Origin of the sequence: Campylobacter sp. RM5004 (genome assembly GCF_022369455.1) — a bacterium.
Taxonomy (GTDB): domain Bacteria; phylum Campylobacterota; class Campylobacteria; order Campylobacterales; family Campylobacteraceae; genus Campylobacter_E.
Genome location: NZ_CP059599.1, coordinates 1,819,659 through 1,841,482, shown reverse-complemented (window position 1 = coordinate 1,841,482; position 21,824 = coordinate 1,819,659). Strand labels below are relative to the sequence as shown.

Here is a 21,824-nt window from a genome sequence, read left to right as displayed (position 1 = left end):
AATAGGAATTTGAAATTTTAATAATCGTTTAAAATAGTTATAATAAGCCTTTAAAAAGGGGTGATTATGAACGAGTTTTTAATATATCTAGCATATTTTTTAGATAATTTACATGATTTAGCTGGTGGGATTATTAGTATTTTAATTCCTATACCATATGGAGGTTTTATTGCTTATTCTATGCTTTTTGCCCTTACATTTTTTATAGGATTAAAGCTCTATCCTAGATTTATAAAAGTTTTATATGTTGTATTTTTTTATTTAGATTTTAGTGTTGAAATTAGCGACCATGATTCTGTTGGAGCAATATTGTTTTTTCAAATAATTTTCCCTTTTATATTGTATTATCCTATTAAATCAATTTATGAATTTATAATGAGACAAAATCAAAAATTTATTAAAGTTATATTTTGTTTTTTCTCATTTTTAATGATTGCCTTTCACGGAATATTATTAATAAGTCATTTTAATTTACATCAAAGCCCAAAGCACGAAGTAACAGAGCTTAAAAAACCAAATACCTTATTATTAAGCACAATTGAAAAACAAAACTATACGATAGACGGAAAGTTTTTTAAAAGTGTAAAATTGATAGTTGATAAAGAAGTGCAATTATATGAAGATTATAAAAAATTTGAAAAACGCTTTGAAGAAGAAGCTTCAAAATTACCAACTAGACTTAGCAAAGATAAGCTAATAAATTATGATATTTATGGTTATTTTGTGGATTGTAGTTACGCAAAATCATATATGTCTTTTAGAGGACTAAAAATCCCAGAACATCCTGATTTTGATAGAATTTCTAATTCTTTTGCTAGGATGTTTGTTGATAATTATTATCTTAAATTAGGTAATTACGATAATAATAGAGGTAGTTGCTCTAAAGATGTTTATAAAAATTATTTAAATAAATTAAAAGGAGAAATAAAATGAAAAAAATACTATTTTTACTATTCGCAGTATTCTTAGGTGCTAGAGAATGCACGAGCTATGAAACTTGCTTAAATTTATACAAAAAAGCAGGAGGGGGAGAATTAGCCGTAAAGCACTTTTATGTAAATCTATGCTCGCAAAAAAACCCGCAAGCTTGCAAAGAAGCTGCTAAATACACTGGCTTTTATTCGCATACTTCAAATAGATTTTTAGAATCTGCTAAGCTTTATGAATTAGGTTGCAATTACGGCGATGGCGAATCGTGTTATAAGGCAGGAGAATTTGCAGTGTGTGATAATATTCACGCTGCTTATGAGAGATTTAGCAAATCATGTGAATTAAATTATAGAAGATGTGATAGTGATATTTGCGAAGATCCTTGCGTAAGAGCATTAAACATCAAACAAAATAACATTCTAAATAGCAAAAAAAGACCTTATGATGTATTTAATATGTATAAACCTACCAAAATCGCTCCTGATGATAGCACATTTGCCATTGATGCATGTGAATATAATCTTCATTTTAAACACAAAAACACTACTAATTGCGTTTATGCAGGATATATGCTATTGCTTGAGCGAAATTACGAAGAGAGTAGAAAATATTCAAAAATCGCTTGCGATATGGGTGATTTGGTAGCTTGTGTAAATATAATCGCCTTAAATAATGCTGAGTTTAAAGAAGATAAAGCTCTTTTAAAAGACTTTTTAAAAAAGGCAAATTTTGCATGTAAAGATAAAGATTTTTATAATTGTGGAGCTTTAGGGATGGCGTATTACAATGGCTTTGGTATGAAAAAAAATATTAAAAAAGCTAAAGATATTTTAACTAATTCTTGCCTTTATGCTAATCCTTTTGCTTGCATAAGTATAGGAGATTTTTATCGCTACCACGAAAATAATCCTAAAAAGTCTTTAGAATATTATTATAAAGCTTGTGATTTAAGGCTAAATAGAGCTTGTGTAATCTATGATGAAGTAGTTAAGGAGCTTAAGTAATGCGTAAGTTAATTTTAATAATGATTTGCCTTTTGCTAAGTGCTTGTTATAGTTTAAGACCTAGCAAATCTGAGTTAGAAAACTGGTGTAATGAGAGAGATTATTGGTGCGGTCGCTTAGGAGCTTATTATTATGAAAAAGATGATTATAAAAATGCTCTAATTTATCACACTAAAAGCTGCAACAAGGATAATAAAGCTTCATGCCATGACGCTGCAATTAGTTGTGAAATGCTAGAAGATTATGACAATGCTATTTTGTTTTATACGAAATTAAACGAATTAGGCCAGCCACTAGGACTTTCAAGGATAGGTGATTTATATAAAAATGGCTTAGGAGTTACAAAGGATTTTAACAAAGCTTTAGAACTTTATATGCAAGCTTGTGAGCTAGGTAGCAAAGAAGCTTGTAAAAACCTAGCTAAAATTTACGAAACGGGTGAAAATGTAAGAGCAAATCCACTAATTTCTAAAGCATATAAAAAACGCGCAGAAAAAGCTAGTAAATGGTAAGGAATTTGAAATCGGAATTAGAATGAAAAAATTATTGTATTTATTGCTTTTAGGGCTAAGTTTAAATGCAAATATTTTAGAAATTAAAGAGCTAAAAACTAAGTGCAATCAAAAAGATTTAAATGCTTGTGTTAGTTTAGGGAACGAATATTATCAACAAGCTTGTTATGCTAAAGCAAGGGATATTTGGATTAAGGCTTGCAAGGGTGGTAATAGTGCGGGGTGTGAATACTTGTATAATTTACATATAAGTGGGATATTTAATTTAAGCAGCTTTTTTAAAGATGAGTTTAAAACGCAATCAGAATTAACCCACAAAACTTTTAAATTTAGTGCCAAGCATTGCAACGAAGGTTCGATTCAACATTGCTCAATTTTGGCATTTTTTTATGCTAATGGCTTTGGTGGAGTTAAGCAAGATTATGCTAAGGCTAGGAAGCTTTACGCTAAAGCTTGTGATAAAGAAGTAGAGTCATCTTGTAATCATTTAGGCTTTTTGTATAGCGAAGGGCTTGGGGGTAAGCAAGATTATGCTAAGGCAAAAAAGTATTTTGCAAAGTTTTGTGAGTTTAAATATCTTATTGATAATTGCGAAAATTATGAAATATTAAAAGGTTTGGGTTATTAAAATATGAAAAAATTATTGTGTTTATTGCTTTTAGGGCTTAGTGTTTTTGGTGTAGATATTTTATATCTTAAGGAGCTAAAAGATAAGTGTGATAAAGATGATTTGGTCGCTTGTGCGTGGTTAGGAGCAGAGTATTCTAGGCAAGATTATGTTGCCAAAGCAAAAGAATATTTGATTAAATCTTGCAAAGGTGGCTCTGATACAGGATGTAGTTTTTTAAGTAGTTTACATAATGAAGGAATGTATGATTTAAGCGATATTTTAAATGATGATTTTAAGCCAAACGACGAATACTCTTATAAAACTTTAAAGCCACATATTAAAAATTGCAAAAAAGGATTGATTGGAAGTTGTGAGATTTTAGCATATAATTATGCTAATGGGCTAGGAGTTAAACAAGATTATGCTAAGGCTATAAAACTTTTAAAAAAAGCTTGTGATGTAAAGGAATGGTTTTCTTGTTATAGATTAGGCTTTATGTATAGCCAAGGAATTGGAGTAAAGCAAGATTATGCTAAAGCAAAAAAGTATTTTGAAAAATGGTGTCATCATTCTAGAGATTGTGAAAATTATGAAATATTAAAAGATTTGGGGTATTAAAAATAATTTTAAATATTCACTAAAAATTTAATAAACAAGATTATAAAAACAAAAATTATTTTAAGGAAATATTATGAAAAAAATATTATGTTTAACACTTTTAGGTGCTAGTATTTTAGGTGCGAATGAGCTTGAAAGTAAGTGTAATAACGGAGATTTAATAGCTTGTGATTTTTTAGGATTACAGTATTATGATAATCAAAATTATATAAAAGCAAAAGATTTATGGACTAAAGCTTGCAATAGCGGAGACGCATTAGGATGCTATAGTTTAGGGATTTTATATAAAAATGGATATGGTGTGAAACAAGACTACTCTAAAGCTAGAGAATTTTACACTAAAGCTTGCAATAGCGGGAATTTTGAGGGTTGTCTTTATTCAGGGCTTTTATATAATGAAGGGCAAGGTGTAAAAAAAAATCACTCTAAAGCTAGAGAATTTTACACTAAAGCTTGTGATGGTGGAAACGCTGTGGGTTGTTTTTATTTAGGAATTTTATATTTAAATGGACAAGGGGTAAAACAAAATTACTTTAAAGCAAAAGATGCGTGGATTAAAGCTTGTGATGGTGGAGATGTTTCAAGTTGCTATAATTTAGGACTTTTATATGTAAAAGGACAAGGTGTAAAGCAAGATTATCTAAAAGCAAAAGATTTTTTCACCAAAGCTTGTGAAGATGGAAGCTCTCTAGGTTGTTTTAATTTAGGTGCTTTATATGGCAATGGAGAAGGTGTTAGACAAGATAAAAAAATTGCTAAAGAATACTTTGGCAAAGCTTGTGATTTAGGCAATCAAGATGGTTGCGATGAGTATAGAAAACTAAACGAGCAAGGATATTAATGATATTTAACCACGCCGAGCATTTTAGCGAGATTTATGGATTTAAAAAGCCTTTGGATTTGGAGTATTTCGGAGTATTTATAAACTCTATTAAATGCTGTGAAGACGAGTTTTTAAAGGCTTTTAGCGAGTATTTGCCTACAAAATTAGATGATAATTTTTATATTTTTAGGCAAGAATTTAAAATAGGAATTTCAACTCACGATTTAGCAATAAATGGCGGTATTTATATACAAGATTACTCAAGCTATTTATGTGCTAAGGCTTTAAATGTTAGTTCAAGCGATATTATTTTGGATATGTGTGCCGCTCCGGGTGGTAAGAGTATAAATCTAGCTAATTTTAGCGGCAATTGTGAAAATCTAAGCTCAAATGAGCTAAATAGCAAAAGATTTCATAAGCTTAAAACAATCCTAGCAAACTACGGCGTAAAGGCAAAAACTTATAATCACGATGGCATTTTGATAGGTCGCAAGACACCCAAGCGATTTAGTAAAATATTGCTTGATGCTCCGTGTAGTACATTTATGCATGATTTTAGTATAGAAAAATCGCATAAAGAAATAAAGCAAATCGCCACTACTCAAAAAAAGCTTCTAAACTCAGCCCTAACAGCATTAAAAGTTGGTGGAGAGCTAGTATATAGCACTTGCACGCATAATTTTTATGAAAATGAAGCAGTGATTTATAATGCGCTTAATTCTAAGTTTGGTGTAGAATTATTAGATATTTCTTTGCCTTGCGAGTATTTACAAGGACTAAGTAATTATGATGAAAAATATAGCGATGATAGACTTACTAAAACCTATCGCATAAAGCCAAGCAACACACATTCAGGCTTTTTCATCGCAAAATTAAGGAAGATTAAATGAGAGACTATGGAAGTGAATTATTTAGCGTATTAAGTGAGAGTGATTGGGCGAAGAAATTAGCCAAATTTGATGATTTTTACGATGATTTTTTGAGTAATAAATTAGCTTTTAATGAATACGAGCCTTTAATTTTAGATGAGCCAAGCTATGCAAAAAGCCTTGATATTATTCATCCAACGAGAATAAAACGACCAAAAGAGCTAAGCTCTGATGCTGCCTTAGCAAAGACACTTCATCAAGTAGCGCATATAGAATATTCTGCGATTGATTTAGCACTTGATGCTGCTTATAGATTTTATAAGGACGGCGGATTAGATTATGCAAGCGATTGGCTTGAGGTTGCTCGTGAGGAATGTCTTCATTTTAGCCTAATAAACGATGCTTTAAATGAATTAGGATTTTCTTATGGAGATTTTGGGGTTCATACAAATTTATTTGATGCAATGAAGGCTACGAATGAAAATCTGCAAGTTAGAATGGGCGTAGTTCATAGGCATTTAGAAGCTTGTGGGCTTGATGCAAACCCTTATGTGGTAAATAAAATTAACAGCACAAAAAACCCTATAAAATCAAAGCTTTTAGAGATTTTAAACATCATTCTTCACGATGAGGTAAGTCATGTTAGCAAGGGCGATAAATGGTATAAATATGCCGGCGGAAGGAGCGATAATTTTTGCGAATTATTGCTTGAGTATAAACATTTGATTAGACCTATAAAGAATATGAACGAAAACGCTAGAATACTAGCAGGCTATACAAAAGAAGAATTAGAAGAGATTAAAAAGAATTTTGATTAATGATTTAAAGAATTTGAATTAGAAATTTGATATTTAAACTTTTACTAAATTATGCATAAAATTTTAAAATTTTAGCCCTTAATGTTTATTTTAATTAAAAGAGCAGTTTTAATATTAAGCAAATAATATAAATACCTAATTCCTATTTCAAATTCCAAGAAAATTTCAAAGAATTTAAAATAAGAATTAGGTATTTAAAAACAATTAAAATTATTTGTAATAAAAACCATAAAAGCACTATTTTAACAACTTTTACTCATTAGCATTATAAACTTTAAATATTCACTCGCATTATTATTACACACTAGCAATTTATTTGCTAGTTTGTAATAATAGTCTCAAGAGTGGTGAATTAATAAAAAAAGTAATTTCAAATTCCTATTTCAAATTCTTTTTTATTTTTCTTTGTTTTAACCACTCTAGAGACTGCTCTTTTAATTAGACTAAAGCCTAATTAAAAGAGCAATAAGAGTGAATAAGTAATGATTGTTATTTACTTATTTTATTTTTTATTTTAATTAGATTTTAAAGTTTGAAATAGTTTTAAGAAGTAAAAAAGGTACTAAGAGTAGCACCTTTATAGTTTAATTCAGTTATTACTATTGTAATAACCTTAGTCGTTTTTAAGGCGACAAGCACCTTAAAAACTTCTATTATTACTACTGTAATAATCTCATTACGTTTTGTTGAACAGCGTTAGCTTGGCTCATTGCATAAACACCTGATTGAGCTAGTATTTGGTGCTTACTAAATGTAGCACTTTCTTCTGCAAAGTCAACATCTCTAATATTACTTTCAGCAGCTTTAACGTTTACTTGAGTAACTGAAATATTATTTACAGTTGAAACAAGTTGGTTTTGAACAGAACCAAGGTCTGAACGAATTGCTTCAAGAGCTTTTTGAGCAGTTTCTGCAATATTCATCATAGCTTGAGCGCCTTTTAATGTCATAACGCCTGCTGCGTAGCCGTTTTGGTTATCGCCGTTATCTCCTGCTTGCCATTCATTAGCATTAAAGCCCATTGCATCTGCTTGAGCTTTATTAATAGTAGCATTTGTTTCTCTTAAGCTTACTGTTGCTTCACTAACGTTCTTATCATAGCCGATAGCTGAGTTTGTAGTAAAGCCATTAGCATCTTTAACTTCAACTTGAATATCTCTACCATTGTTTGCAACTAAGCTTAATCTTCCCATGTTTGTGCTGTTTTCGGTATTTAAGCCAACGATACTTGATAAACCTGCTTTATCAGGTTCATTCATACCAGCCTTAAGCCCTTCAAAAAACTGCATATAAGCATGAGCTATCATACCTTGTTGAGCTTCTTTAGTATCCATAGTTTTACCATCAGCTGCGTTTATTACTTTTTCAAGTTTTTTAGTGATTTCATCTATTTTTGCATTAGCACCATCTACTGTTGTTTGAGCTCTTAATTCTTTAAAGCTATCAACGATATCTTTAGCTACCGGATCAGTATTACCTGCAGCTCCGTTTAAAGATAGATTTAATGCACCTGTAGCGGTAGCTGCTAGGTCTCTTAGATTTAATCCTGAAGCAGCTACAGCACCGCCATCTGTCTTAAATGTATTTATTGCGCCAATAACATCTGCCATATTATCAACAGTTGCATTAGCAGCATTTTGTATAGGAGCTGTTACACCTACTAGTGCTCCTGCTGCATCGGCTAATATTTTACCATCACCATTAGCTGTATTTATATCTTTTAGTTTATCTTTTAAGAATGCTTTTCCGGCAGTATCTATAGCGTCATTTAAAGTTTGTAAGGCAGTATTAATTGCTGGCTCTAAAACACCATATGCTGTACCTTGAGTTGCTTCATATGTACCTTTGAATGCTGTCATCTTAGTAGAAAAATCAGCTAAATCACCTTTTTTTAGCGCATCTACCATAGCAGATACTGCACTATCTGCCGCTACTTTATTTAAAAGACTGGTTGCGTCTGTTGGGGTTTCTGCATCCGCAGCCTTGAAAGTAGCCAATGCATTAGTAACTGTTTCGCTAAATGTTTTAATGGCACCATCAATAGTTTTATTAAATTCATTATATAAATCAGCTACCTTAGAATTTTGGAATGCCGCCTTAGCCTTAGCAACACCATCAGCATAAATAGCCGCATCTTGCACTCCATGAGCATTCTTAACATCTGCAAACGTATTTTCTTTAACAAGAATAGAACCGTTTGTATTATTAGCTGTTGTCCAAGTATCTGCTAAATTTAAATCCACACCTTTTTTAAAGTTACCTGTTGTAGTATCTCTTACTACTAAACTATGCATATCAGACGCAGGTAAAGCTTGGCTCACATTATCCTCAACCTTAATACCTCTACCATCTCTGTTAGCTAAAACAAGTCTTCCTTTAGTATCTACAGAAGCTTCAACCCCTGTTTGATCTTTTACAGCATTAATAGCTGCTCTTAAAGCACCGTTAGCATCTTTTTCTTGAACATTTACTGTTCCAATCTTAACGCCATTAATTGAGAAGTTTGAAGTAGTCTCACCTGCTTTAATAGGTTGTTCAAACACTGTTTGAGCAGTTACACTTGCTTTAATCCCTGTCTTATCACTAGCCTTGTTAATTGCTTCTGCTAGTGCACCTAGACCTGTAGTAGCACTAGTATCACCTTTACCATTAGTTAATTGAACCTTTTCAATAGTTACATCATTGATACCATCAACGTTTTTAAAGGTAACACTTACACTACCCGTCAAATCCGCCGCCCTCACATTATGCCCAGTCTCAAACCTAGTTAAACCAATCTTATCACTTGTAGTTGCCCCAATACTAGCCTTAACAGTCTCATTTGAATAAGCACCAATTTGAAACTCCTTATTTGAAAACGTTCCAGATAGTAGCTTTTGACCGTTAAATGATGTAGTATTACCAATATTATCAAGCTCTTCCATAAGTCTTGAAATATCAGCTTGAAGCGCCTTTCTTGTCTCAGTTGTTTGACCATCTTGAGCTGATTGAATAGCTTTATTCTTAATAGTTTCAAGTATTTTAATTTGCTCATCCATAGCCTTATCAGCTGTTTGAATAATACCAATAGCATCATTAGCATTCATAATAGCCTTACCAAGTGAACTAGCTTGACTTCTTAAGCTATCTGCAATTGCCATACCTGAAGCATCATCAGCAGCACTATTAATTCTAAAACCTGAGTTTAGCTTTGAAAGTGAGCTATCAATAGCTCTATTGTTCATAGAAGCATTAGCGTGAGCGCTTAATGCAGCAACGTTTGTGTTAATTCTGAATCCCATAATTTTCTCCTTAAAAAAATAATTGTCTTGATTTCCTTATCAAGTTACAACTATATCGGTGTAGCAAAAAATAACTTTAGGGGTAAATTGAAAAATTTTTAAAAATTTTATGAAATTTTGAATTTAAATGGCTTTTTGTGATTTTTTCTGTTAGGAAAAAATCGTAAAAAGCCTTGTGTTAGCTCGTTTTTAAACGAGCTAACCAAACGTGTGGGGTAAATTTTAAAAAATTGCACGGAATTTGAAATAGGATTTAGGATTTTGTGAAAAACTTGTGAAAATAGTGAAATATTTGTGGTTATTTTAATGAAGCTGTAAAGGATTTTAGCCTATAAAGCATCGTTCTAATAAAACTAAATATAAATAATGGCTAATCATATATGTAAAATCATGCTATGTCTTTAAAATAGCTAAAAAATAGGGCTTTTTGGAGCTTGTGTTTTTTAGAGTTTGCTATAACTAAATTAATCAAACTCCCCCACCATTAAGCGCTCACGCTAATGCTTCTATGAACAATAGAGCTATTGATAGCTCACTTTCAAAGCTAAACTCAGGTTTTAGAATTAATAGTGCTGCTGATGATGCTTCAGGTATGGCAATTGCAGATAGCTTAAGAAGTCAAGCTAGTTCACTTGGTAAGGCTATTATGAATGCTAATGATGCTATTGGTATTATTCAAACAGCTGATAAGGCTATGGATGAGCAAATTAAAATACTTGAAACTATTAAGAATAAAGCTATTCAATCAGCTCAAGATGGTCAAACAACTGAGACAAGAAAGGCGCTTCAAGCTGATATTTCAAGACTTATGGAAGAGCTTGATAATATTGGTAATACTACATCATTTAACGGTCAAAAGCTACTATCTGGAACGTTTTCAAATAAGGAGTTTCAAATTGGTGCTTATTCAAATGAGACTGTTAAGGCTAGTATTGGGGCAACTACAAGTGATAAGATTGGTTTAACTAGGTTTGAGACTGGGCATAATGTGAGGGCGGCGGATTTGGCTAATTTAGATGATGGTAATGTAACTATAACATTCAAAAACGTAGATGGCATAAACGATATTACGCTAGAACCAGTTAAAATGGCAGATAAAGATGCTAATAATCGTCCTGTAATTAAAGCTGGTCAAGGCTTAGGTGCTTTAGCAGAAGCTATTAACAAGGCTAGTGATAAGACGGGTGTAAAAGCAAGTGTAACTACTGAAACAGTATTTGCTCAAACAATTAAAGCGGGTTCAACTACTGAAGATTTTACAATTAATGGTGTAAAAATCGGTAAGATTGAAGTTAAAGACAAAGACGGAAACGGAGCGCTTAGAGCTGCTATTAACTCAGTTAAAGATCAAACAGGAGTAGAAGCTTCGGTTGATAGTAAGGGTAGACTTGTACTAAACAATAGAGATGGTAGGGGAATTAATATCACAGATGGAACATTTGGAACACCTACACAAAAATTAACTGATGCAGCTAATGCCGTAATAATCCCAACAGGAACAGCAAATGGAATTACTGGAATTTTTGATGGTGCTGGTGCAATGACTGGACAAGCAACAGCTGCTAATGGCCTTGATATCACAAATGCTATTACAAATAATGCAGCCAATACAGATAGTTATTCAAATTTAAAACAAAAGCTTGAAGGACAAGGGCAATTTGATATTATTTCTAAAACAGCAGAACAAGAAGCGTTAAATGCTATGGCTGGTCAAGTTAATAACCAAGGTCAATTTGGAGCTGCCTTAGGCTTAGATATTACAGGTGGTTTAACAGGTGTTACTGACCCTAATGTAACAACTCAATTAGATGCAGTCAATAACTCTAAAAACATGGATGAGTTAAAAACTAATTTAGAAGCATTAAAAAAAGAATTAATATCACAAAAAAATAATTTGAATCAAGCAGATTTAGCAAATAATTTTACAAATGCAGGTTCTGCTACAGCTGCAGGTAGTGCGTTAGGTATAGATGCTGCTATGGCAAAAGTTGATGGTTGGATTAAAGCAGCTAATACTCCATTAGGCATGAGTAGCATTGTTGGTTTAAGTGAACAAAATTCAGTTAATTTTGGAAGATTAAGTTTAGTTTCAAATAATGGTAAAGATATTCAAATAGAGGCACAAAATGGTGCCGGAGCAAATGTAACCGCTGCTATAGGTTATGATAAAAACGTTAGTGAAAAAACAATTTCACTAAGAGAAACAAACTCAACAATAGATAAAGACTTAGCAGATGCAATGGGCTTTAATAGTGAAGAATGGATGAATACAGGAACAACTATAGATGGATTAGCTGCAGAAGTAGACCATACTAACGGCTACGCAGCAGGTGTAATGACTCTAAAAGGTGCTCAAGCTATGATGAACATTGCTGAAACTGCTCAAAAAGCTCTTGAAGCAATTCGTTCAGACCTTGGTTCTGTGCAAAACCAACTTGTTTCAACTGTAAATAATATTTCAGTTACTCAAGTAAACGTTAAAGCTGCTGAAAGTAATATTAGAGATGTTGACTTTGCAGAAGAAAGTGCTACATTTAGTAAGCACCAAATATTAGCTCAATCAGGTGTTTATGCAATGAGCCAAGCTAACGCTGTTCAACAAAACGTAATGAGATTATTACAATAGTAATAATTAAAACAATATTTAAAGGTGCTATTCTTAGCACCTTTTTTACTTCTTAAAATTATTTCAAACTTTAAAATTTAATTAAAATCAAAATTAAAAAAATAAATAACAATCCTTACTTATTCGCTCTTATTATCAAAAACAAAGAAAAGTAAAAAGAATTTGAAATTATTTGTTTTATTAATTCACCACTCTTGAGACTATTATTACAAACTAGCAAATAAATCGCTAATAATAACGCGAGTGAATAGGTAGGAATTGTTTTTTATTTTAATTAAATTTTAGAATTTGAAATAGTTTTAAGAAGTAAAAAAGTTGTTAAAAATAGTGCTTTTATAGTTTTTATAATAAACGATTTTAATTATTTTTAAATACTTAATTCCTAATTCAAATTCTTTAAAACTTATTGGAATTTGAAACTTGTATTATTTATGTAAGCATTATTAAGATTACTTTTAATTAGACTAAAACCTGATTAAAAGAGTAATGAGAGTGAAATTGTAGTTTATAAGGCTATTTTTTTTGAATTATTTGTAGAAATAAAATATATAAAATTAATTACTTAAAAGCCTAATTTTTTTAATCTCGTTCTTTAACTTAAAATCCTAATTCAAATTCTTTGAAAATTTCTTGGAATTTGAAATAGGAATTTTAATACAAAAATTAAAATAATTTTTTGTGTTTTATAGCATTTGCTAGAAGTGCTATTGTCGTTCCGTTATGCGCAAAGGCTGTTGCGGCAGGGCTTAAAAATCCTAAAGTAGCAGCACCTAATATAAACGAATTCACCCAAACGGTTGTGCTAAAGTTTTTATCAATTTTTTTCATAGTTTCATTTGCTATCATTTTAGCTTCTAAAATACAAGCAAAATCATCTCTTAGTAATCCTATATCAGCACTTGCTTTTGCTAAATCAGCACCTTTTTGCATAGAAATACCAACATCAGCCTTTACAAGTGATGGAGCGTCGTTTATGCCATCTCCTATGAAAGCAACTTTTTTACCTTCAGCCTTTAATTGCTCTAAAATACTTGCTTTATCTTGCGGTAAAAGCTCTGAATAAACTCTATCAATTCCAAGCTCCTTTGCCACTTCTTCGGCTCTACTTTTAATATCGCCTGTTAGCATTATTAGCTCTTTTACGCCGTTTTGCTTAAGCTTTGTAAGGACTTCTTTTGCGTTGTGTCTTATTTCATCTTTCATAGCGATTACGCCTAAAAGCTCTTTTGCTTTTGCAACATATAAAAGAGTTAAACCCTTATCTAAAAGCTCTTTAATCTCGCCATTTGCAATAGAAAAATCAACGCCTTCATCATCTTCTAAAAAGTGTCTTGAGCCTATGATTACTTCTTCATTATCAATACTTGTTTTTACCCCATGTGCAACGATAAATTCTACTTCTCCGTGATTTATATGAGAAAATCCACGCTCTTTAGCAGCTCTTACAATGGCTTCTGCAACAGGGTGAAAATAATGCTCTTCAGCACTTGCGCTAAGGTTTAGCAAGGTTTTTTCATCGTATTTTGGACTAAATACATGAACGCTTTCAACCTTTAAATCTCCATGAGTTAAAGTGCCTGTTTTATCAAATACAAAGGTATCAACCGAGCTTAAATTCTCTAATGCAGTGCTACCTTTAAGTAATATTTGTCTTTTTCCTGCATAAGAAATAGCACTCTTAAATGCTACTGGAGTTGCTAATTTTAAAGCGCATGAATAATCAGCTTGAAGAACGCTAGCCATCGCTGCACTTCCTTTATATAAATAAGCAAGTCCTGCAAGTCCTAGTGTAACAGGAACTAAGCTATCTGCTAATTTATAAGCTTTTTGACCTATTTTTGATTTTTCTTCTAAGCAGTCTTTCATATAATGCAAGATTTTTGCGGTTGATGTGTTTTCTCCAACGCTTTCAGCCCATATTTTAATACGCCCATCAACTACCACAGTCCCACTTAAAACCCTATCTCCACGGCTTTTACTAACAGCTTCGGCTTCTCCTGTCATAGAAACTTGATTAATACTTGCATCGCCATCAACAATATAGCCATCAACTGCAATGCTATCTCCTTGACCAACAACAACAATATCGCCTATTTTTAAGTCTTTTACGCTAATTTTTTTAAGTTCGCCATTAGATTCTACCCAAGCATGAGTTGTTTGTGGTTTTGCTAGTTCTTTTATCAAATCATCGCTTTTTGCCACAACACTTTCTTCTATATATTCACCTATGCTTAGCATTAGATTTGTGCTGTTTGCAGCTTTATAATCTTGTCTAATTAGGCTTACTCCAACCGCAGCAGCTTCAAGAACTTTAGAAGTTAAACCTTCATTTACTAGTTCTAAAGCACCTTCTTTAAGTAGTGGAATAGCACTTAATTTTGAAAAAGCAGCATCAAAAATAGGATTTGTTTTATAGCTATTTGCTAATGCTAAGGCTGAAGTATAAATCATAGCCTTGCTAGGAGTTTCTTTTGCTTTTGCAAGTTGCTTTACATTATAAGTGCTAAAAAAGCTTAATATTTTTTCAGCTAATTCTTTTGTAATCTCTTTTGAGCTTGTAAATACTATACTTTTTGCAGCATTATTAACACTTACGAAAATACCTGAAAAGCTAAGGTTAAACTCGCTTACTAATAAATGATTATCGCTTAGATTATTTAGGTCATTTAGCCTAATTCTAAGACGATTTTTAGAATGATGAATAATTTTACAATTATTCTTGCATTGAAGCTTTTGCATCTTCTACTTGCTCTTTAAACTCTTCAATAGCTGCACTAGCAAAATTTTGTAATTTCGCAACGCCTTTTGCTAAAGTATCTTTTGCATCTTTATTGCTTAGTAAATAAGTAACCGCAGCACCTATTAAAATCCCTTTAACTAAAGGAGAGCCAAAAAGACCATTTCCTTGCTGTGTAAGTGAGTTAAATAGTCCTTGATTGTTTGCTTGATTAAAATTTTGATTATTGTAATTTTGGTTATTTAAATATGGATTGTAAGGACAATTTGGATTGTTCCAGTTGTTGTTCCAGTTATTATTCCATTGATTGTTTGAATTATTATTTAAATATGGATTATTATTTGCCATTTGTTTTTCTCCTAAAAATTGATTTATTAAAATTCCGCTAACGCCTGAAATCAAAGCGCTTTTATAATCTTTTTTAGCGATTTCATTGCTAGCTTTAATAGCAAAATATGAAATTGCACCTGCCTTTAAACTTGTTTTAAAATCTTGCGTTGTAAAAAAATGATTTAGTCCCGAACTTAATAAATGGTCGTTCGGAACTCTATTTGAAGTTAGCATTATTTTTCTGCTTTTTTATTGCTTTTTTTAGCTGCTTCTTTTTCACATTTACAGCAAGGTTTTAGATTTGAAATCTTTAAAATTGCGTTTTCTGTCATTTTTCCTGCATTTTTTGCAAAATCTTCTGAATTAAATTCACTTATGCATTTTTTAATACTATCTTTTTTATTATAAATTGTTACAGCAGCAACGCCTAAAGCTGCACCTAATATGAATGGAATTGGCATGGTAATCTCCTTTTATTTTAAAATATCTTTTAAAAAATTATTAACTAACGAATCCATATTAATTTCATTAGTTACTAGGCTTTTTCTTAAAGCCACCTGATACTCATTAACAGAGCTTGCCCATAACCTAAAAATAAGGTCTTTTAGCGTTTCGTTTTTGCAAACTGTTGCAGCTATTTTATAAGCTTGAACGATTTCAAACTCTTTTGCTAAAAGTATCACAAAAGCATCATTTAAAGGACATTCAATAAGCAAGGTTTCGCTAGAACTTTGCATAATTTGGCTAAGTTGCAATTTAGCATTTAAAATATCTCTTAAAACGCCATTATTAAAGCAATTTGCGAAATATTCATAATGCTTTATGCTAGCTAAATCAAGCTCAAATGCTCTTGTAATTTCACTATTTTTTAAGTCTTGTAAAAAGTCTTGATTTTCAATTTTTAGCTCAAGCAATGTTAAGCTCCTTTAAGGCTTCATTAATTTCATCAATATTTTTCGCATTAATTAAATTATCAAGACTTGCTTTGCTAATAAGGTTAAAATCATATAAAATAGTAACCTTGCCTAAAATTTTATTAACTTTTACTTCGTTAATTCCTTTTAGTGTAAAAACTTCGTCAAGATTGTAGTTTTCTAAATCTTTTAATTCTTTAATTTTGCTAGAAATATCAAGTCTTAATCTCCCATTTGTATGATGGGTAATCGTGATGTATTTTAAAACTTTTTCTAAAATTTCTGCCTTATTCATCAAAAATCCTTTCGTTTTACGCTAAAAATTGTAGTCCTTAAAACTTAAAATAAAATAAAATATATAAGATAATGATAATCAAAAAGTGATAAAACCTAGCATTTAAGCTATTTTGATAATCTTTCCGTTATTAAATTTTTAAGGAAATTTTATGAAAAAATTATTTTTTATTACGATTTTAAGCACGATTTTATTATCAAACGACCTTATTAATGGTAAAGTTGATATTAGCATTCAAAATCCAACGATTAGTAAAAGTGAAATCACTTATTCAAAATACCCTATAAATGGCAAAACTTTATTAATCTTAGCTCCTAATTATCGCTCAGCTAATAAGACTTTAAGCATTGTTTTAGATGATAAAGAATATAGCTTTTTGGTTAAAGAAGGCGAGTACAAAAAAGAGCAAATCAAACTAGCAAAACCATCAATCATAAAGCCAAATAAAAAACTTCAAGAAAGAATTAGTAAAGAATATAATGAAGCAGTTAAAATCTATGCAAAAAGCACACCAAAAAGCTATATAAAAAAGCCTTTTATTTTGCCATTAAATAGCGTTATTACAAGTCCATTTGGAAGTGCAAGAGTATTTGAAAATACTCTTAAAAGTTATCATTCAGGAACTGATTTTAGAGCTGCAATTGGAGTTAGTGTTCCAGCTAGTAATGATGGCGTTGTAGTAATCGCACAAGATAGATATTATTCAGGCGGAAGTGTTGTAATTGATCATGGATTTGGAGTGTATTCTCAATATTATCACTTAAGTAAAATAAATGTAAAAGTTGGAGATTTTGTTAAGCAATCAGATATCGTTGGACTTAGCGGAGATACAGGAAGGGTAAGTGGGCCGCATCTTCATTTTGGTATCGCTATAAAAGGAGTTAGCGTTGATCCACTTGATTTTATAGAGAAATTTAACGCAAAGGCTTTTAATTGATATTTTCTAAATATTTTGACGCTTGGAGCAAAGAGTATTATAAACAAGGCGTAAATGTCGGTAAAAGTGGGGATTTTTATACAGCTGTTAGTGTTGGAGAGCTTTTTGGCTTTTTATGTGCTAAAAGATTTATTGCTTTGGTTGATGAAAAGATTTTGAGCTTACCTATTGATGTGGTTGAAATCGGTGCTAATGAAGGGTATTTATTAGGAGATTTTTTAAGATATTTAGAAGATAAACGCCCTGATATTTATAAGCAAATTAGTATAAATATAATTGAACCGCACGATAATCTAAGAGTTTTGCAAAAGAAGAATTTAAAACAGGATTTTAAACATTTTTATTTAGATGATTTTGTAAGTGATAATGCCTTTTTCTTAGCAAATGAGCTTTTTGACGCTTTTGCTTGTGAGCTTTATAAAAATAAGCAATTTGCATATATAGAAAATGATGAAATCGTATTTAAAAATCACAATGAAAAATATGAATATTTAGATGAATTTGGTTTTAGTAATTGTGAGTTTTCGCCTAGTATTTATGAGTTTTTAAAAACTATTAATAAAAACTGCAAGAGCTTTTATTTTCTTACATTTGATTATTTTAACACTTATGTTAAAGATGATTTTAGCATTAGGATTTTTAAAAACCATGAGCTAATTGACCCATTTAACGCTAATTTAAAAGAATTATTTGGAAAATGCGATATAACTTGGAATGTAAATTATCACGAATTTGAGTATTATCTTAAAAAACTTAATTTAAAGCATAGTTTTAAAAAGCAATCAAGAGCTTTAATGGAGTTTGGAGTAGATGAGTTTAGTGATATAAAATACGCTAATGCTATAAAGTATTTATTCTTTGGATTTAGTGATAATTTTCATTGTTTAGAATTTAGTAAAATAAATTAAAAGGAGGCAAAATGAAAGAAGAAAACAAAAAAGAATTAATCAAGGTTGATGCAAACACCATAAGCGAACTTGAAAACGAATTAAAATCATTGCTTAAAACTCGCAATGTAGAGCTTAAAGAGCAAATAAAAAATATTCAAGAAGAGCAAAACAGATTTGAATATCAATTAAATGATAAATTAAATAAAATTGAAAAAGCAAAAAAAGAGCTAAAACCTAAAAATAATAATACTTTAAATGTTTTAGTATCAATTTTAATTATTTTAGTTTTAATTGATGTTGGATTTAGAATATTTGCAAATTAAGTTTGGGAATTTGAAATTCCTATTTCAAATTCCTTAATTTTTAATCTTGTTTATTAGGCAAGATTAGATTTAAAACAATAGCTAGTAAAGCACTAAGCCCAACTCCAGAAAACGAAATGCTTCCAAAATTTGCACTTAATCCGCCAACGCCTACTATCAAAGTAGAGCTTATGATTACTAAGTTTTTATTATTAGTTAAATCTATTTTAGCATCAACTAAGGTTTTTACACCAAGGCTTGCGATTGTTCCAAATAAAAGTATCATAACACCGCCCATTACAGGTAATGGAATAGAACTTAAAATCGCATTAAATTTGCCTACAAACGCAAGGCAAATCGCAAATATTGCAGCCCAAGTCATAATCTTTACTTGTGCGTTTTTTGTAATCATAATTGCACCAGTTACTTCTGAATATGTTGTAACAGGAGGACCACCAATTAAACCTGCAACACAAACTCCAACACCATCACCACTTAAGGTTCTATGTAAGCCTGGGTCTTTTGTGTAGTCTTTTTTAGTTACTGCACCAATTGCCATAACCGCTCCAATATGCTCAATTACAGGAGCGATTGCAACAGGTATCATAAAAATTGCTGCACTAAAATTAATGCTAGGTGTCTCAAAATGTGGCACAGCAAACCAAGGAGCTGCTTTAATCGCCGTTGTATCCACATAGCCTAAAACAAAAGCTATTAAATATCCACAAATAGCACCTATTAAAATAGGAACTAATTTAAACATTTTTGAGCCAAAAATCGCAACAACAATAGTAACTAAGAATGAAAAAGTAGAAAGCATTAAAGCTATATCTTTATCAATCACTTGATTTGAGCCACTCATACCCATAGCCATTCCTGCTGCACTTACTGCAACGCTAAGACCTATTACTATAATTACAGGGCCAATTACAACTGCTGGAAAAAGCTTTTCAATAAACTTTTCGCCTTTTGTTTTAATAATTGCAGCGAAGATAAAATATACAAATCCCGTGCAAAATAAAGCAAACATAGTTGAATTAATTCCCCATTCTTTCATAGAATAAATTATAGGGGTTATGAATGCAAACGATGAGCCAAGAAAAATAGGAACTTTAAATTTCGTAATAATTTGAAAGATAATTGTCCCACACCCAGCACCTAAAAGAGCCATTGCAGGGTTAAGTCCTGTAAGTAAAGGAACCAAAACCATTGCACCAAAAGCTACAAATAAAATCTGAAGTCCAGATACTGCATCTTTAAACATAAAAAAATCCTTTTTTATTTTGAGTTATTATCTCACAGGGGTAAGGTAAAAAAGGATTTTTTCATTAAATTAAATAAACATAAAGGAGGATTGGTGACCCATACGAGACTCGAACTCGTGTTACCGCCGTGAAAGGGCGATGTCCTAACCGCTAGACGAATGGGCCTTTTAAAAGTTTTTCTTGTGTTGTAAAAGCCGTTATTATATGTGAAAATTCTTAAAGTTTTCTTAAATTATAAAAAATTTTTTAATTTTTTTAAAATTTTTCTAAAAACCTAGTTTTTAATGCCAAAAAATACCACTAAAACGACTATTTTAATCTTTTATATTTAAAATACGGCTTTTTTATAAGGAGAATATATGAAAGAATTAAAAGAAGCTACATTAAGATTAGTAGCAATGCCACAAGATACAAATCCCGCAGGAAATATTTTCGGTGGTTGGATAATGAGCCAAATAGACTTAGCAGGTGCAGTAGCTGCTAAAGAATTAGCAAATGGTAGAGTTGTAACTATTGCAGTAGAGCAAATGACTTTTAAAAAGCCTGTATTTGTAGGAGATATAGTAAGTTTTCACGCAAAAGTAATAAAAGTAGGAAATACATCTATTCAAGTGCAAGTTGAAGTTATTGCTGAGCGTTGCTCTCCTAAATTATACGGAGTTTGTGTGCCTGTTACAAGCGCTGTTTTAACTTATGTAAATGTAGATGAAAACGGAGAAAAAATAAAAATAGATGAAAATCTAAAACGCTATAAGGGATTTTAATTATTCTAAAATCCCTAATTTTATTTCACTTGCATTAAGTTGCAAAATCACTTCATCATTTTCGCTTAAACTTAAAGCTTTTATTTCTTCTTCGCTTAATAAAATACTAAAAATGTGATTATAAGCATTTATTTTTACATATCTTAATTTGCTTTCATTTTCGCTAGGGCTAAATTCTTTGCTACAAGAATATATTTTTTCATTATTAAGCTTGCTAATTACTTTGCCAAATAATTCGTTTTCAACGCCAAGTCTTAAGGCACATTCGTTCTTAGCTAGCATAATTTTTGTAGGAAAAATTATTTTTATATTTGAATTAATTCCTAATTCAAATTCTTTAAAAATATCGCTCAAAAGCTCTAATTTTATTAGCTTTTCTGTGTTTTCAAGCTTTGCTTTTATAAAGGTTTTAAAACCAAAATCAGTATAAGTAATTATTTTTGCATTAAAAATATTTGGCGAACTAATCATTATTATCCTTAATTGTTAAAATAGTTTTAAATATTATAAAGGATAAAAATGAAATATATTTTGTTTGACACTGAAACTACTGGAAATGGCGAGCTTGATAGGATAATTCAAGTTGGAGCTATGGTGCTAGATAGTGAAAAATACGAAACAAAAGACATTGAATATGCCGAAAATCTTTTTGATAGTATCAAAGAAAGAGATGTTTTAATTTATGATGAATTATGTAGCTGCGATCAAGAAATTGCTTATGAAGCTATGGAAGTGCATAACATAACTCCTGAAATGCTTATAAATAAGCCGAAATTTCACGAAACAAAATTCGCAAAAATGCTAAATGAATATAATTCAAACGAAAATTATTTAATAGCACATAATATTAAATTTGATTTAGGAATGCTAGAAAAAGAAGGCTTTAAAAACAATTATAAATTAATTGATACTTATAAATGCGTTAAGGCGATTTTCCCTGATTTTAATCATCACAGATTGCAATATTTAAGATATTTTTTAGGACTTTATAAAATTGAGCAAGCCGAAGCAAAAAGACTAGGAATAATTATAAAAGCTCATGATGCAATAGGCGATGTTTTGGTTATGAAATTATTATTAGATGAATTATTAAAGCACAAAAGTTATGAAGAACTGCACGAAATTACAAAACTTCCTATTGTTAGCACAAAATTTGGCTTTGGCAAATACAAAGGCAAAAGCTTTGATGAGGTTAGGGCTATTGATAATGGCTATTTATTATGGGCTATGAATAATTTAGATGATGAAGATTTAAAATACTCAATTAAGAAATTTTTAGGCTTATTATAGAATTTGAAA

The 21,824-nt window shown here is 31.0% G+C and carries 21 protein-coding genes, 1 tRNA gene and 2 pseudogenes; 14 read left to right on the top strand and 10 right to left on the bottom strand.

Annotated features, from left to right (window positions below; genetic code table 11):
* The first annotated feature begins 66 nt into the window (after positions 1-66).
* The 8 genes from AVANS_RS09135 (at position 67) to AVANS_RS09100 (ending at position 6,184) form a co-directional block, all read left to right on the top strand.
* On the top strand, positions 67-933 hold the full coding sequence (locus tag AVANS_RS09135; protein ID WP_239817569.1) for a hypothetical protein: 867 nt from the start codon (positions 67-69) through the stop codon (positions 931-933).
* Positions 930-1,934 (top strand): hypothetical protein, encoded by a 1,005-nt coding sequence (locus AVANS_RS09130; RefSeq protein WP_239817568.1) that lies wholly within the window; start codon positions 930-932, stop codon positions 1,932-1,934. The genes AVANS_RS09135 and AVANS_RS09130 overlap by 4 nt, the downstream gene beginning before the upstream one ends.
* Positions 1,934-2,446: a tetratricopeptide repeat protein gene (locus AVANS_RS09125; RefSeq protein ID WP_239817567.1), complete on the top strand. Its 513-nt coding sequence runs from the start codon at positions 1,934-1,936 to the stop codon at positions 2,444-2,446. The genes AVANS_RS09130 and AVANS_RS09125 overlap by 1 nt, the downstream gene beginning before the upstream one ends.
* Before the next feature lie 22 nt (positions 2,447-2,468).
* A complete protein-coding gene (locus AVANS_RS09120) occupies positions 2,469-3,074 on the top strand; it encodes a tetratricopeptide repeat protein (RefSeq protein ID WP_239817566.1) in 606 nt (201 codons plus the stop codon).
* Between the two features lie 3 nt (positions 3,075-3,077).
* On the top strand, positions 3,078-3,674 hold the full coding sequence (locus AVANS_RS09115; RefSeq protein WP_239817565.1) for a tetratricopeptide repeat protein: 597 nt from the start codon (positions 3,078-3,080) through the stop codon (positions 3,672-3,674).
* Between the two features lie 73 nt (positions 3,675-3,747).
* Positions 3,748-4,515, top strand: coding sequence for a tetratricopeptide repeat protein (locus tag AVANS_RS09110; RefSeq protein WP_239817564.1), 768 nt, complete (start codon positions 3,748-3,750; stop codon positions 4,513-4,515).
* Positions 4,515-5,387 carry an RsmB/NOP family class I SAM-dependent RNA methyltransferase gene (locus AVANS_RS09105; RefSeq protein WP_239817563.1) on the top strand — a complete coding sequence of 291 codons (873 nt, stop codon included), beginning with the start codon at positions 4,515-4,517 and terminating at the stop codon, positions 5,385-5,387. Before AVANS_RS09110 ends, AVANS_RS09105 begins: the two co-directional genes overlap by 1 nt.
* Positions 5,384-6,184, top strand: coding sequence for a ferritin-like domain-containing protein (locus AVANS_RS09100; protein WP_239817562.1), 801 nt, complete (start codon positions 5,384-5,386; stop codon positions 6,182-6,184). Before AVANS_RS09105 ends, AVANS_RS09100 begins: the two co-directional genes overlap by 4 nt.
* Positions 6,185-6,843: 659 nt before the next feature.
* Here the strand turns inward: AVANS_RS09100 and AVANS_RS09095 are convergent.
* Positions 6,844-7,143: pseudogene (locus AVANS_RS09095) on the bottom strand (flagellin); the annotation flags it as partial.
* A 1,359-nt stretch (positions 7,144-8,502) separates the two neighbouring features.
* Positions 8,503-9,465, bottom strand: a pseudogene (locus AVANS_RS09090) (flagellin hook IN motif-containing protein); the annotation flags it as partial.
* A 463-nt stretch (positions 9,466-9,928) separates the two neighbouring features.
* Here AVANS_RS09090 and AVANS_RS09085 point away from each other — a divergent pair.
* On the top strand, positions 9,929-12,091 hold the full coding sequence (locus tag AVANS_RS09085) for a flagellin (protein ID WP_275583465.1): 2,163 nt from the start codon (positions 9,929-9,931) through the stop codon (positions 12,089-12,091).
* A gap of 663 nt (positions 12,092-12,754) precedes the next feature.
* Here AVANS_RS09085 and AVANS_RS09080 read toward each other — a convergent pair.
* The 5 genes from AVANS_RS09080 to AVANS_RS09060 are packed head-to-tail and all read right to left on the bottom strand — an operon-like array spanning position 12,755 to position 16,367.
* The gene (locus AVANS_RS09080; protein WP_239817560.1) at positions 12,755-14,830 is read right to left on the bottom strand and encodes a heavy metal translocating P-type ATPase; all 2,076 of its coding nucleotides are present in this window, start codon (positions 14,828-14,830) and stop codon (positions 12,755-12,757) included.
* The gene (locus AVANS_RS09075) at positions 14,805-15,392 is read right to left on the bottom strand and encodes a YtxH domain-containing protein (RefSeq protein ID WP_239817559.1); all 588 of its coding nucleotides are present in this window, start codon (positions 15,390-15,392) and stop codon (positions 14,805-14,807) included. Before AVANS_RS09075 ends, AVANS_RS09080 begins: the two co-directional genes overlap by 26 nt.
* Positions 15,392-15,619 (bottom strand): hypothetical protein, encoded by a 228-nt coding sequence (locus AVANS_RS09070; protein WP_239817558.1) that lies wholly within the window; start codon positions 15,617-15,619, stop codon positions 15,392-15,394. The genes AVANS_RS09075 and AVANS_RS09070 overlap by 1 nt, the downstream gene beginning before the upstream one ends.
* Before the next feature lie 12 nt (positions 15,620-15,631).
* The gene (locus AVANS_RS09065) at positions 15,632-16,072 is read right to left on the bottom strand and encodes a hypothetical protein (protein ID WP_239817557.1); all 441 of its coding nucleotides are present in this window, start codon (positions 16,070-16,072) and stop codon (positions 15,632-15,634) included.
* On the bottom strand, positions 16,065-16,367 hold the full coding sequence (locus AVANS_RS09060; RefSeq protein WP_239817556.1) for an HMA2 domain-containing protein: 303 nt from the start codon (positions 16,365-16,367) through the stop codon (positions 16,065-16,067). Before AVANS_RS09060 ends, AVANS_RS09065 begins: the two co-directional genes overlap by 8 nt.
* A 151-nt stretch (positions 16,368-16,518) precedes the next feature.
* On the opposite strand from AVANS_RS09060, the gene AVANS_RS09055 reads away from it, so the two are divergent.
* From AVANS_RS09055 to AVANS_RS09045, 3 genes are read left to right on the top strand one after another with little or no spacing between them, the layout of a single operon-like run.
* Entirely contained in the window at positions 16,519-17,304 is a 786-nt protein-coding gene (locus tag AVANS_RS09055) for a M23 family metallopeptidase (RefSeq protein ID WP_239817555.1), read from the top strand.
* The gene (locus AVANS_RS09050) at positions 17,301-18,212 is read left to right on the top strand and encodes an SAM-dependent methyltransferase (RefSeq protein ID WP_239817554.1); all 912 of its coding nucleotides are present in this window, start codon (positions 17,301-17,303) and stop codon (positions 18,210-18,212) included. Before AVANS_RS09055 ends, AVANS_RS09050 begins: the two co-directional genes overlap by 4 nt.
* A gap of 11 nt (positions 18,213-18,223) precedes the next feature.
* The gene (locus tag AVANS_RS09045; protein WP_239817553.1) at positions 18,224-18,517 is read left to right on the top strand and encodes a hypothetical protein; all 294 of its coding nucleotides are present in this window, start codon (positions 18,224-18,226) and stop codon (positions 18,515-18,517) included.
* Between the two features lie 40 nt (positions 18,518-18,557).
* Here the strand turns inward: AVANS_RS09045 and AVANS_RS09040 are convergent, their stop codons facing one another.
* On the bottom strand, positions 18,558-19,760 hold the full coding sequence (locus AVANS_RS09040) for a uracil-xanthine permease family protein (RefSeq protein ID WP_239817552.1): 1,203 nt from the start codon (positions 19,758-19,760) through the stop codon (positions 18,558-18,560).
* Between the two features lie 91 nt (positions 19,761-19,851).
* Positions 19,852-19,926, bottom strand: a tRNA-Glu gene (locus tag AVANS_RS09035).
* A gap of 194 nt (positions 19,927-20,120) precedes the next feature.
* On the opposite strand from AVANS_RS09035, the gene AVANS_RS09030 reads away from it, so the two are divergent.
* Positions 20,121-20,525, top strand: a complete 405-nt coding sequence (locus AVANS_RS09030; RefSeq protein WP_239817551.1) for an acyl-CoA thioesterase — start codon at positions 20,121-20,123, stop codon at positions 20,523-20,525.
* Here AVANS_RS09030 and AVANS_RS09025 read toward each other — a convergent pair whose 3' ends face one another.
* Positions 20,526-20,996: a hypothetical protein gene (locus AVANS_RS09025; protein ID WP_239817550.1), complete on the bottom strand. Its 471-nt coding sequence runs from the start codon at positions 20,994-20,996 to the stop codon at positions 20,526-20,528.
* Positions 20,997-21,044: 48 nt separating this feature from the next.
* On the opposite strand from AVANS_RS09025, the gene AVANS_RS09020 reads away from it, so the two are divergent.
* Positions 21,045-21,815, top strand: coding sequence for a 3'-5' exonuclease (locus AVANS_RS09020; RefSeq protein ID WP_239817549.1), 771 nt, complete (start codon positions 21,045-21,047; stop codon positions 21,813-21,815).
* Positions 21,816-21,824: the final 9 nt, after the last annotated feature.